At 63.4% G+C, this 12,845-nt stretch carries 13 protein-coding genes; 10 read left to right on the top strand and 3 right to left on the bottom strand.

Annotation, left to right across the window (positions count from 1 at the left end; translation table 11 throughout):
* The first annotated feature begins 175 nt into the window (after positions 1-175).
* Complete coding sequence (locus M0D64_RS25145) at positions 176-496, top strand: Mpo1-like protein (RefSeq protein WP_012433756.1); 321 nt, start codon at positions 176-178, stop codon at positions 494-496.
* A gap of 46 nt (positions 497-542) precedes the next feature.
* Here the strand turns inward: M0D64_RS25145 and M0D64_RS25150 are convergent, their stop codons facing one another.
* Complete coding sequence (locus M0D64_RS25150) at positions 543-1,859, bottom strand: YihY family inner membrane protein (protein WP_266259674.1); 1,317 nt, start codon at positions 1,857-1,859, stop codon at positions 543-545.
* Between the two features lie 128 nt (positions 1,860-1,987).
* Between M0D64_RS25150 and wrbA the strand changes: the two genes are divergently transcribed.
* The 5 genes from wrbA to M0D64_RS25175 all read left to right on the top strand — a co-directional run bounded on the left by wrbA (position 1,988) and on the right by M0D64_RS25175 (position 6,232).
* A complete protein-coding gene (gene wrbA, locus M0D64_RS25155) occupies positions 1,988-2,590 on the top strand; it encodes an NAD(P)H:quinone oxidoreductase (protein WP_266259666.1) in 603 nt (200 codons plus the stop codon).
* 11 nt (positions 2,591-2,601) lie between these two features.
* Positions 2,602-3,039 carry a DUF2069 domain-containing protein gene (locus tag M0D64_RS25160; RefSeq protein WP_266259675.1) on the top strand — a complete coding sequence of 146 codons (438 nt, stop codon included), beginning with the start codon at positions 2,602-2,604 and terminating at the stop codon, positions 3,037-3,039.
* Between the two features lie 74 nt (positions 3,040-3,113).
* A complete protein-coding gene (locus M0D64_RS25165; protein ID WP_266259667.1) occupies positions 3,114-4,532 on the top strand; it encodes an FAD-binding oxidoreductase in 1,419 nt (472 codons plus the stop codon).
* A 51-nt stretch (positions 4,533-4,583) separates the two neighbouring features.
* Complete coding sequence (locus M0D64_RS25170) at positions 4,584-5,390, top strand: metallophosphoesterase (RefSeq protein ID WP_171927664.1); 807 nt, start codon at positions 4,584-4,586, stop codon at positions 5,388-5,390.
* A gap of 122 nt (positions 5,391-5,512) precedes the next feature.
* Positions 5,513-6,232 carry an SOS response-associated peptidase gene (locus M0D64_RS25175; RefSeq protein WP_266259668.1) on the top strand — a complete coding sequence of 240 codons (720 nt, stop codon included), beginning with the start codon at positions 5,513-5,515 and terminating at the stop codon, positions 6,230-6,232.
* 135 nt (positions 6,233-6,367) lie between these two features.
* Here M0D64_RS25175 and M0D64_RS25180 read toward each other — a convergent pair whose 3' ends face one another.
* Both M0D64_RS25180 and M0D64_RS25185 read right to left on the bottom strand, forming a co-directional pair.
* Positions 6,368-6,622, bottom strand: a complete 255-nt coding sequence (locus M0D64_RS25180) for a hypothetical protein (protein WP_266259678.1) — start codon at positions 6,620-6,622, stop codon at positions 6,368-6,370.
* A 132-nt stretch (positions 6,623-6,754) separates the two neighbouring features.
* The gene (locus M0D64_RS25185; RefSeq protein WP_154559019.1) at positions 6,755-7,693 is read right to left on the bottom strand and encodes a LysR family transcriptional regulator; all 939 of its coding nucleotides are present in this window, start codon (positions 7,691-7,693) and stop codon (positions 6,755-6,757) included.
* 223 nt (positions 7,694-7,916) lie between these two features.
* Here M0D64_RS25185 and M0D64_RS25190 point away from each other — a divergent pair, with 223 nt between their 5' ends.
* Genes M0D64_RS25190 through M0D64_RS25205 form a run of 4 tightly spaced genes read left to right on the top strand, consistent with a single transcriptional unit; the run spans position 7,917 to position 12,759 of the window.
* On the top strand, positions 7,917-9,473 hold the full coding sequence (locus M0D64_RS25190; protein WP_266259669.1) for an efflux transporter outer membrane subunit: 1,557 nt from the start codon (positions 7,917-7,919) through the stop codon (positions 9,471-9,473).
* A gap of 11 nt (positions 9,474-9,484) precedes the next feature.
* Entirely contained in the window at positions 9,485-11,695 is a 2,211-nt protein-coding gene (locus M0D64_RS25195; RefSeq protein WP_266259670.1) for an FUSC family protein, read from the top strand.
* Positions 11,685-11,885: a DUF1656 domain-containing protein gene (locus M0D64_RS25200; RefSeq protein WP_054042269.1), complete on the top strand. Its 201-nt coding sequence runs from the start codon at positions 11,685-11,687 to the stop codon at positions 11,883-11,885. Before M0D64_RS25195 ends, M0D64_RS25200 begins: the two co-directional genes overlap by 11 nt.
* 13 nt (positions 11,886-11,898) lie before the next feature.
* Entirely contained in the window at positions 11,899-12,759 is an 861-nt protein-coding gene (locus M0D64_RS25205) for an HlyD family secretion protein (protein WP_266259671.1), read from the top strand.
* Positions 12,760-12,845: the final 86 nt, after the last annotated feature.

The raw sequence follows: 12,845 nt of genomic DNA on the forward strand, positions 1-12,845 counted from the left end.
GGGCACGTGGAGGCGCGCCATCGGCCGAATGGCCTGGTTGCGCGCATGGTCCGATAGCCGCACAATGGGTCAAGCCTGTCCCGTTTCGAGCGCGTTCCGAGCATGCCCGCGCGCGGCGAAGCAACCTGGGAGCGACGGGCACGGAATCGAGTAGCGTCGACATTCGGAGGCCGTGATGGCTCAAACCGCGCACACCGATCACTTCGCGAGTTTCGCGGAGTTCTACCCGTACTACCTGAGCGAGCATCGCAACACGGTATCGCGGCGGCTGCATTTCGTGGGTTCGCTCGGCGTGATCGGCTGCCTCGCCATGGCGCTCGCCACCGGTGACTGGCTATGGCTGCCGGCTGCCGTGATCTGCGGATATGGCTTTGCCTGGGTCGGGCATTTCTTCTTCGAGAAGAACCGGCCGGCTACCTTCCGGCATCCGCTTTATAGCCTGATGGGCGATTGGGTGATGTTCAAGGACATCTGCGTGGGGAAAATTTCGCTGTAGGTTTACCGCCGCTTCAGGCGGCCTGCTTATGTAGCCTGCTCATGCATCATGCAGCCTGATGCGGCATCGAAGAAGTACCCTGCTCACTTTCCTGCGCACGTGCTGCCCGCGCGGCAGCACGCGCCGCCAGCAGCGCAGCAAGCGTCACTTTCAGCTTGTCGTTTTCCAGCGCCACCAGAAGCGTCTGGCCATCCACGCGCGTAGAGTTAAGTTCAAGCTGATATTCGAGTTCCGCCCGATCGATCACGAACAGGTCGAACAGACGCTCGACCGTGATCTGCGCCGGATTTGCCAGCAGCAGGAAGTGCGGACGCGTGTCGTCGTCCTGCAAGCGCGCGATCCACTCGATCTCCTCAAGTTTTTGCAGCAGCCTGATCGTGGTATCCATTTCCCGGCGAAGCATTCGCGAGAGCTCTGGCATCGTGTAGCCGCGCTTACCCGCATCACGCGCTTCGGAGAGCCGCGCGAGGAGTTCAAGCGAATCGAACAGATCGCTGCCCTCGAAAGTCGGCCGGTGAAACTGGCCAATGCGGATTGCGGGCAACGCCGACGCGATCATCGCGCCGGCCAGCGCAATGAACCAGCATAGGTACATCCACAGCAGGAATAGCGGCACAGCGGCAAACGCACCGTAGACCGTGGTATAGGTCGGAATGCGGCGCACGTAGTAGCCAAAGCCGCGCTTGGCGAGTTCGAAGGCGATTGCGGCAGCGACCCCGCCGATCACCGCGTCGCGCCACTCCACACGGCAGTTCGGCAGAAACACGTAAAGCATCGTGAAGGCGAGCGCCGTCAACGGCAGCGCGGCACTGGTCAACGCCCAGTCGATCACCGGCGGAATATGCTGGACGGCCGTGGTGAACGCCATGGACCGCGTGAACAGATAAGAAGAAATCGACAGGCTCACGCCGATCAGAATCGGACCGAGCGTGATGATGGCCCAGTAGACCAGGATGCGCTGCGCGATCGGCCGCGCCTTGCGCACCCGCCAGATCACGTTGAAAGCAGATTCCACGGTCATCATCGTCATGACGGCGGTGACGAACAGAAAAATCATGCCGATGGTCGTGAGGCCTTTGGCCTTGGACGCGAACTGATTCAGATAATCGAAAATCTGACTGTTGAGCTGCGCGGGCATCAGATGGTCGGCGAGGAAAATCTGCAGCGACATCTGAAACGAGCTGAAAATTGGAAACGCGGTGAACAATGCGAACGCGACCGTGGCGAGCGGCACGAGCGCGAGCATGGTGGTGAACGTGAGGCTGCCGGCCACCTGCGGAATGCGGTCTTCGCTACTGCGCTTCGCCGCAAACTGCGCGAGCCGTTTGAGCGTGTCGAGATCGAAACGCACCCTGGACAACAAACCCACCTCGCTACCTCCCTGCTTCATAAAACGGTGTTTCACGACCGTGCGCGAGGCCTGGCCGAATGGCTATGGATGGCCTGTCTGGCGGACCCAACCCCTATAATACCCGCTCACCGATGAGGCCTATGAAAGACATTCTCGTGCTCTATTACAGCCGTCACGGCGCCACGCGCGAGCTTGCGCTGGCGATCGCGCACGGCGTCGACAGCGTCCCCGGCATGCAGGCGCGCGTGCGCACCGTGCCGGCGGTTTCCACCGTCTGCGAAGCAACCCAGCCGGACATTCCCGCTGAAGGACCGCCCTACGTCGAACTGCGCGACCTCGAAGAATGCGCCGGTCTCGCGCTCGGTTCGCCCACCCGCTTCGGCAACATGGCGGCGTCGCTGAAATATTTTCTCGACGGCACCACGCCGCAGTGGCTTTCGGGCGCGCTGTCCGGCAAACCGGCCTGCGTGTTCACGTCCACCGGCAGCTTGCACGGCGGCCAGGAGTCGACGCTGCTGTCCATGATGCTGCCGCTTCTGCATCACGGCATGCTGATCGTCGGCATTCCGTACACCGAGAGCGCGCTCTCCACTACGCAAACCGGCGGCACGCCCTACGGCGCGTCGCACTTCGCACGCGCGGGCACGGCCGAACAGGGCATCTCCGCCGACGAAAAAACGCTTGCGATTGCCCTCGGCGCCCGCGTTGCCCGCACGGCGGCATCCATGAGCGAGCGCACGTGAACGCAGCCGCCCTGCCCGTGCAGCAAAAACGCGCCGCCGCTTTCGGCGCGACCGCCGCCTTGCTCGCGCTGATCGCCTTGTCCGTCGCATGGGAATGGTGGCTCGCGCCGCTGCGTCCGGGCGGCTCGGCGCTAGTGCTCAAAGCCGTGCCGCTGCTGCTCGCCCTGCCCGGCGTGTGGCGGCACCGGCTTTACACGCTGCAATGGGCGTCGATGCTGATCCTGCTGTATTTTGCCGAGGGCGCCGTGCGCGGCTGGAGCGACCGTGGCCTGAGCGCCCGCCTCGGCTGGCTCGAAGCCGCTCTCGCCGTAGTTTTCTTCGTCTGCACGCTCGCGTATGTCGCACCGTTCAAGCGCGCGGCAAAACAGGCAGCGAAACGGGCCGCAAAGCAGGCGGCACAAGAGAACGCACAGCAGAACACCGGGCAGGCCGAGGGAAGCACACGATGAGAACAGCGCTTTTCGCGTCGCTTTTTACATCACCTCCCGCGTAATCTATCCGCCGAATATCCTGACCGACCAACATGACTCAAGCCGCTTTCCTCACTGCTTGCCGCGACGCCATCGGCGCCGCCCAGGTGCTGACCGACCCGCACGACACCGCCCCCTACCTCACCGACTGGCGCCGCCGCTACACCGGCGCGGCCTGCGCGGTGCTCTGCCCGGCCACGCCTGACGAAGTCGCGGCGCTCGTCAGACTCGCCGTCGAACATCGCATCGCGCTGGTGCCGCAAGGCGGCAACACCGGTCTGGCCGGCGGGGCCACGCCGGACGCCAGCGGCGCGCAGGCGGTCATCAGTCTGCGGCGTCTGAATCGCGTGCGCGACATCGATCCGCACAACAACACGATCACCGTCGAAGCCGGCGTCATCCTCGCCGCAGTACATAAGCACGCCGAAGAAGCCGGCCGTCTGTTTCCCCTGAGCCTCGCCGCGGAAGGCAGTTGCACGATCGGCGGCAATCTCGCCACCAACGCGGGTGGCACCGGCGTGCTGCGCTACGGCAACACGCGCGAGTTGTGCCTGGGCCTCGAAGTGGTCACCGCGCAAGGAGAACTGTGGGACGGCCTGCGAGGCCTGCGCAAGGACAACACCGGTTACGACCTGCGCGATCTGTTCATCGGCGCGGAAGGCACGCTCGGCATCATCACCGCCGCCGTGCTCAAGCTGCATCCGCAGCCGGCCGCTCGCGTCACGGCGCTCGCCGCGCTCGCGTCGCCGCATGCGGCGCTCGATTTCCTCTCGCTCACGCAACGCGTCGCCGGACCGCTTCTGACCGGTTTCGAACTGATGTCGGATTTCTGTCTGCGGCTGGTGGGCCGGCATTTCGAGCAGATGCGCTATCCGTTCGCCGAACCGCATGCGCAAGTCGTGCTATTGGAACTGTCGGACAGCGAGAGCGAAGAACACGCGCGCGGACTGTTCGAGCGCCTGATGGAAACCGCGCTCGAAGAAGGCCTGGTCGAAGACGCAGTGGTCGCGGAAAACCTCACGCAATCGCGGGCATTCTGGAATCTGCGTGAACACATCCCGCTCGCGCAGGCCGAGGAAGGTCTGAACATCAAGCACGACATCGCGGTGCCGATTTCGCGCATCGGCCACTTCATCGAGGAAACCGACGCGGCAATCGCGCAAGCCGTGCCGGGCGTGCGCATGGTCACGTTCGGGCATCTCGGCGACGGCAATCTGCATTACAACGTGCAGGCGCCCGAGGGCGTCGACGCAAAGGCGTTTCTCAAGACCTGGCAAAGCCCGATCAACCAGCTCGTCTACGACAGCGTGCACCAGCATCGCGGCAGCATCAGCGCGGAACACGGTCTCGGCCAGTTGAAGATCGACGAGGCGATGCATTACAAGCAGGACGTCGAGGTGCAATTGATGCGCGCCGTCAAACGCGCGCTGGACCCGCTGAACCTGATGAATCCGGGCAAGGTGCTACGCTAGGGTTTGAAGCCTTCGCCGTTTGGTGCGAGGCCCATTGCAGGAGTTGTCGTCGTGAAGATTCGAGTGCTGTCCGATCTGCATCTGGAGAACGACGAGCCCGAACTGGTCCCGCATGCAGAAGCGGACCTGATCGTGCTGGCCGGCGACATCCACAATCACGCGGCCGGTCCGCGCTGGGCGGCGCAGACTTTCGACGGCGCCGTGCCGGTGGTCTACGTCCCCGGCAATCACGAGTACTACGACGGCGAATTCGGCGCGCTCGACACGGCGCTGTACGACGCAGCGGCACAAGTCGACAACGTGCACGTGCTGAACAATGCCGCGCTGATCGACCCGCAAGGCCGCTGGCGCGTGCTCGGCACCACCTTATGGACCGACTTCGCGTTATACGGCGCGGATCCAGACACGCTCGCCGAGTCCATCGACGCATCGCGCCGCGCGATGCTCGACTTCCGCGGCCTAATCCAGATGAACTGGCCGCACGACACTCAGGACTCGCCGCGCGACTTCACCCCTGACGATTCCCTCGCGCTGCACCGGCGGGCGCGCGCGTGGCTCGAAAGCGAGCTGGCGAAGCCGTTCGACGGCAAGACGATCGTCGTCACCCATCACGCGCCGCATCGGCTGAGCCTGGCCGCGCGCTATGCCGAGGACCGCGTGTCGGCCGGTTTCGTCAATCATTTGCCGGAACTGGTGCGCTCGCCCGTTGCACTGTGGATTCACGGACATACGCATACGCCGTTCGATTACACCGTGAACGGCACGCGCGTGGTCTGCAATCCACGCGGCTATCTCGACCGGCGCACCCGTCAACCGGAGAATCCGCAGTTCGCGTGGGATAAGGTCGTCGAGATATAGCGTCGGCTTGGGGCCGATCTGGGTAGCGCGGCCAGGCGCCACGCACTACGCTGTTGTTGTCGTTGGATTCGGGTCTTCGACTCGGCCAACCCCGCCAGCCCGGTCATCTCCGGAGGTCGCTCATGTGTGGTCGAATCAGCCAGTACCGCGATCCGCATCTGTACGCACGGCAGCTCGGCCTCGCCGATCCGCTCATGCTATTCGACGACGCCGACCGCCGTCCCGGCTACAACCTCGCGCCGGGCACTCACCCGCTCGCGATTTACCCGGACCAGACGCTGCACGCGATCCACTGGGGTTATTGCCCGGATTGGGCACGCGAGCAGCATCTGCCGCAGACGATCAACGCGCGCGCCGAAACCGCGCCGCATACGCGCTACTTCAAAGATCTGTGGAAAACCGGACGGGTATTGGTGCCGGCAGACGGCTGGTTCGAATGGCGCATGGAAGCGGCGCCCGGCACATCGCACGGGGATAACGCGGGAGAAGCCGATGCAACGGTCCGCCAGCCCTACTTCGTGCATCTGAAAAGCGACGCACCGATGTACCTCGCGGCCCTATCGAGCGTGCGCGGCACGGAACCGCAAACGGAAGGCATGGGACTGGTGATCGTAACGGCCACCGCCGACAAGGGTTTGATCGACGTACACGGCCGACGCCCGCTGGTGTTCGCGCCGGAGGCGGCGCGCAGATGGCTGGATCCGGCCCTGCAGTTCGACGAACTCGAGCAGCTCGCTCGCAGCGCCTGCCTGCCCGCCGCGCGGTTCCGGTGGCACCGGGTGAGCCCGGAGGTAGACCGCACGCTCAATGACGAGCCGGGTCTGATTGAAGCGCTGCACTGAACGTGCGGAGCGCGGATCGAAACTAATCGGCAGCCGGACCGCAACCGCGCGGCAACGCACGCGCAGGGCACGCCGAAAAAATGCAACAGCAAGCTCAATTGCTTCGCGCCCAGTACCCCGGCGCGCCGGCCAGCCTCAACGATCGCGCCGTTGCCCCTGCAGATCAGAGCGCTCGACCTTGATCGGCATCAGTTGCGGCTGCTGGTCGCGCAGGCGGCGCAGCAGATCGCGCGATGCGGCGATTCCGATCAGTCCCAGCATGACGGCCACGCCGATCATCAGATGCGTATCCATGAATTCCTCGTCCTTCGATTGTTGCGATTGTTGCGGATCTTGCGATTTGCCGAACAGCGGCCAATTGAACGCGTCCGGCTGAATGCGGCAGCGCATGAACCACACGTTAGCAAATCGACCCCGGCGCAGAAGTAAGGAAATGTTGCGGCGCGGCACTTATGTAACAGACTGTCACGCCACCGGTGCCTAGAACCGTCAACAATGGTCAACCGCCCGCGTCGCGTCGCTTCAGCTGCGCGCGAACTGGCGCAACTCTTCCTGATCGACGGCCAGCGTGACGGGCAGTTCCTCCCGCAAAAATTCGACCCAGGTACGAATTTTCGCGTCCAGATACTGCCGGGACGGATACAGCGCATACAGATTCATTTCCTGCGACGTGTATTCCGGCAACAGCCAGACGAGGTCACCGCTGCGCAGACCGCTAATCGCCGAGTAGATCGGAATCAATCCGACCCCCATGCCGCTACTCACCGCAACCGCCATCGCTTCGGCGACATTCACCTGAAAGGTGGCCGGGCCGAGGGCGATGGTTTCCTCGCCGTTCGGGCCGTCGAAGATCCATTTGTCGGTCGGGAATATCGGCGTCACCATTTGCAGACAAGTGTGGCGCGCGAGGTCGGAGGGCGTTTGGGGCACGCCGTGCCGCTCCAGATAAGCCGGCGACGCGCACGCGATGCTGAACGCGCTGCCCAGCCGCTGCGACACCAGCCCCGAATCCGGCAGGCCGGTTGCCAATGTCAGCGATACATCAAAACCCTCGTCGAGCAGATCGGGCATGCGCTGCGCGAGCGTCAGCTCGATGTGCACGTCCGGATAGCGCTGCTGATAGCGGCCCACCGCCGGCACCACGTAGTGCTGGCCGAAGCTCGTCATCGCGTGGACCTTGAGCTTGCCGGACGGACGCGCGTGGGCATCGCCGGCCTCCGCTTCCGCCTGATCCACGTACGCGAGGATCTGTTCGCAGCGCTGCAGATAGCGCTCACCCGCCTCGGTCAGCGCGATACGGCGCGTGGTGCGGTTCAACAGACGCGTGCGCAGGTGCGCTTCCAGGTCGGAAACCGCGCGCGACGCATACGCCGTGGTCGTGTTCAGGTGCTGCGCGGCACCCGTGAAGCTGCCCGCTTCGACGACGCGGACAAATACGCGCATGTTTTGAAGCGTATCCATACTTTTTCCTGTCGATCCGGAGTTAGTGCTTCAGCCCTTACTCCGGTCCCATGCAACATAAGTTGCAACATAGTTGCCAGTGATCCGCAGCGATTGTTACACGATTCGCAAAGGCGATTGTCTCATATTGCGTAAAAATCCCTTGCATCTTTACCTGTTATTCCCCAATCAATCAAAAAATATAATGACGCACATGCTTCTATAGCCAATTTTGGAGGAAATCGTGCAGTCTCCGGTACAGAAAGGGGTCGCCGCAGCCGCGGTTCTTACGATCCTATTAACAATCGCCGGCTGTGCCAGTACCGGAGGCATCGCGCCGCAGGATCGCGGAATGGAGCCCTCCTCGCTCGACGTGGGCAACGCCATCCGTGCCGCCAACGCGGACGCCCAATGGCCTGCCGCCGACTGGTGGCGCGCCTATAACGACCCGCAGCTCAATGAGTGGATCGAAGCCGCGCAGACGAGCAACCCGAGTCTCGCCGTCGCCCAGGCGCGCGTGCGCGAGGCCATGTCGATGGCGGGTGTCGCCCGTTCGGCGCTGTCGCCGCAGGTGAACGGCAGCCTGTCGATCCAGCGTCAGAAATGGGCCGACAACCTCTATTACGGCCCCGGCCCGCTCGCAGGCCAGCAGTCGTGGAACAACACCGGCACGCTGGGTCTGTCGTACAACCTCGATCTCTGGGGCAAGGACAAGAACGCCGCGGAACGTGCACTCGACGCCGCTCATGCAAGCGCGGCGGACTTCCGCGCCGCCCAGCTCGAACTGGAAGGCAACGTGGTGCGTACGTACATCGAGCTGTCGATGAACTACGCGCTGCTCGATATCGCCAAGTCCACGCTGCAGCAACAGCAGCAGATCGTCGACCTGGCGAACCGGCGTCTGAAAGGCGGCATCGGCACCCAGCTCGAAGTGAGCCAGGCCGAAACGCCGATGCCGGAATACGAACGCCAGATCGATGCGCTCGAGGAAAAGATCGCGCTCGGCCGCAACCAGTTAGCGGCACTGGCCGGCAAGGGTCCGGGCGCGGGCGATGCGATCCAGCGTCCGACGCTCTCGCTCGACAACGCACCCGCCAGTCTGCCGAGCGCGCTGCCCGCGGATCTGATCGGCCATCGGCCGGACGTGGTCGCGGCGCGCTGGACGGTTGCGGCGCAAGCGCGCGGCATCGACGTCGCCAAGGCCAACTTCTATCCGGACATCAACCTGCTGGCGTCGATCGGCGGCTATGCCGCAATGGGCCCGCTGTTCCAGTTCCTGAAGGACCCGTCGCACAGCTGGAGCGCGGGTCCGGCGCTGTCGCTGCCGATCTTCGACGGCGGACGTCTGCGCTCGCAGCTTGGCGCGGCGTCGGCTGGGTACGACGAGGCGGTGGACAGCTATAACCAGTCGATCGTCGGCGCGCTGAAGGACATCTCCGACCAGGTGATCCGGATCCGTTCGCTCGCGACCCAGGCGCAAGACGCCGACCGCTCGGTCGCAGCGGCGCGCAAGAACTATGACCTCGCGCGCGAAGGCTATCGGCGCGGTTTGACCGACTATCTGAACGTGCTGATCGCGCAAAGCCAGTTGCTGCACGCGCAGGAAGGCGTCGCGAAGATTCAGGCGGAGCGGCTGGGCGCGCATGCGTCGCTGGTCACGGCTTTGGGTGGTGGACTCGACGAACCAGCCAACGGCCCACAGGCGAACGAGACGCTGCCGGCGCATGGGAAGGGTAAGGGCAACGCCGCGGCAAGCACGAGCCACCCTTCCGCCAACGTCAACGCCAGCGCGGCTGAGTAAGGAAGCCGACCATGTCAGCCTCCCCTTCTCCCGCCTCGCGCGCGTCATCGTTCGCCGCGCTCTACTCGGCCGCCGCCGACTGGGCGCGCACCGACGGCCTCACGTGGGTCTATCTGTTCAAGGCGCTCGCCGCCTGCTTCCTCGCGCTCGGCATCGCGATGAAACTCGACCTGCCGCAGCCGCGCACCGCGATGACCACCGTGTTCATCGTGATGCAGCCGCAAAGCGGGATGGTGTTCGCCAAGAGCTTCTACCGGATCTGCGGCACGCTGGTCGGCCTCGTCGTGATGCTCGCGTTGATCGGCCTGTTTGCGCAGCAGCCGGAACTGTTCATCGTCACGACCGCGATCTGGGTCGGCATCTGCACCGCTGGCGCCGCGCGTAATCGCAACTTCAAGTCGTACGGGTTCGTACTGGCCGGCTATACCGCCGCGCTGATCGGCATCCCCGCCTCGCAGCATCCGGACGGCGCGTTTCTCAGCGCGCTCACCCGGGTGGCCGAAGTGGTGGTCGGTATCATCTGCGCGGGCGCCGTCAGTGGCCTCGTGTTTCCGCAGTTCGCCGGCTTGCAGATGCGCAGCACCGTTCGGGCGCGCTTCTCGGCGTTCGTCGAGTATGTGTCGGCCTCGTTAGCCGGCCGCAACGATCGTGCACAAATCGAAGCGACCAATGCTAGCTTTGTCGCCGACATCGTCGGTTTCGAAGCCGCGCGCAGTGTCGCCGTGTTCGAAGGTCCCGATTCGCGGATGCGCGGCGGCCGTCTGGCGCGTCTGAACAGCGAGTTCATGACCGCCTCGACACGCTTTCACGCGCTGCATCAGTTGATGAACCGGCTGCGCGATACCGACACGAGCGGCGCGATGGTCGCGGTCGAAGCGCTCGAACCGTACTTCAAGGAAATCGCGCCGTTGCTCGCGAAATCCGGCGAACCGGTGTTGAGCGCCACGGATGCCGCCCACGCCGCCGCGCAACTCGACGTGTACAAAGCGGAGCTGCCCGGGCGGGTGCGCGAGACACGCGCCGCACTGGAAACGCAGCCTGACGCACCGCTGCTCGACTTCGACACCGGCGCCGAGCTGCTGTATCGCTTCATCGACGACCTGCACGCGTACGCGGCCACCTATGCATCGCTTGCCGTCGACACGCACGAGCGTGAGCGCTGGATCGAGCGTTACGAACCTAAGACGAATGGAATTGCCGCGGGCGTCGCCGGCTTGCGCGCGGCCATCGTCATGATCGTGCTCGGCGCGTTCTGGATCGCGACCGCCTGGCCGAGCGGCTCGACCTTGACGCTGGATGCCGCGGCGGTCTGCGCGCTAGCGTCAGCATCGCCGAATCCGAAGCGCACGGCGTTCCAGATGGCCGCCGGCACGCTGGTCGCCTCAGTGATGGGGATGATCGCGGTGTATGGCGTGTATCCGCACATCGACGGTTTTCCGCTGCTGTGCGCCGCGCTCACACCGTTCCTGCTGCTCGGCGTATTCATGACGACGCGGCCCGCGCTGGCCGGCTACGGCGTCGGCTATTGCATCTTCTTCTGTTTCCTGGCCGGCCCGGACAACCTGATTCACTACGACCCGAGCGGCACCATTAACGATGCGATTGCGCTGGTGCTGTCGATGCTGGTGTGTGCGGTTGCCTTTGCCGTGCTGCTGCCGCCCTCGACGCCCTGGCTGCGCAACCGTCTGCTGATGGACTTGCGCCGCCAGGTGGCGCTGGCTAGCCGCGCGGGCATGCGCCGGGTGCGTTCACGCTTCGAGAGCGGCGCACGCGATCTGATGTCCCAGATCAACGCGCTCGCGCAGAACGAACCCGAGGTCAAACGCGACACCTTGCGCTGGCTCTTCTCGGTGCTCGAAGTGGGCAACGCGATGATCGACTTGCGCGGCGAAGTGGCGGCGCTGCCCCGCGACGCGCGCTACGCGAAGTCGATGCCGTGGCGCATCACATTGCGTGCGATGCGCGATGCGGTGACCGCGCTGTTCGAACGGCCGCGTGCGGACCGCTTCGACCGCGCGCTCGCCGCCACCACCGATGCGATTGCCGCAGTCCAACTGATGCTCGCCACTTTCACGCCACCGCGTGAGGATCGGCATCGGCTGCAACGCATTCTGAGTCAACTGCATTTCATTCGTACCGCGCTGCTCGATCCGCAATCGCCGCTTGAACCGCTGATGAGCGGACGTACCGACGCGTCAGAAGGAGTTCGTCATGCCACGTGATATCGCCGTTTTCGACGCCTACGTGCCGGCCATCGTGCTGCTGTTTGTCGCGGGCGCCGCGCTTACCTGGGTGCTGGACCGCGTGATTGCCTATACGGGCCTGTATCGCGTGGTGTGGCATCCGTCCTTGTTCCGGGCCAGCTTGCTCGTGTGTGTGTGCGGCGTGCTGGGTCTCGCCGTTTATCGTTGATCAGAGTCGAAACATGACCATCCGAAATGTTGTGGGCTTCGTCGCGACAGCCGTTATTTTTATCGTCGCGATTTTGATTGGGCGCGTGTTGTGGGTTCATTACATGGATGAGCCGTGGACACGTGATGGGCGCGTGCGCGCTGAGATTGTGAATGTGGCGCCTGATGTTTCCGGCGCTGTTGTGGATTTGCCTGTTAAGGATAATCAACTGGTCAAGAAGGGGGATCTGTTGATGCAGATCGATCCTTCGCATTATCAGATTGCTGTTGAGCAGGCTCAAGCGGCTGTCGCTGCGCGGAAGGCGGAGTTGCAGATGAAGCGGGATGATGCGCAGCGGCGGGCGGATATGGATGCTTTGGTTGTGTCTAAAGAGAGTCGTGAGAATGCGACTCATACTGCTTCTGCTGCTGAGGCTTCTTATCAGCAGGCTTTGGCTGCGCTTGATGCTGCTAAGTTGAATCTTGAGCGCACTCGGGTGGTGTCGCCGGTTGATGGGTATGTCACTAATTTGAATGTGTTTCGTGGCGATTATGCTACTGCTGGGTCAGCTAAGCTGGCGATTGTTGATAGTCATTCTTTTTGGGTTTACGGCTACTTCGAAGAAACCAAGTTGCCTCATGTGCGGGTCGGGGATAAAGCTGAAGTTCGGTTGATGAGTGGGGGTACCCTGCAGGGGCATGTCGAGAGCATCTCTCGTGGGATCTATGATCGGGATAATCCCGAAAGCCGTGAGCTGCTGGCTGATGTGAATCCGACTTTTAATTGGGTGAGGTTGGCACAGCGTGTGCCCGTGCGGGTGAAGATTGATTCTGTGCCTGATGGGGTTGTGCTTGCTGCTGGGATTACTTGTACTGTTGTTGTTAAGCCAAGCTGAGGGGGTTGCCTTCGCGGCGCTTTTTGTCAGCGTTCTTAGGGCTTTGGCCTTTCCTTGATTTGTTAGTGGTCTATTAGCGTTGCCCC

Source organism: Paraburkholderia sp. WS6, from assembly GCF_030464835.1.
Classification (GTDB): domain Bacteria; phylum Pseudomonadota; class Gammaproteobacteria; order Burkholderiales; family Burkholderiaceae; genus Paraburkholderia; species Paraburkholderia madseniana.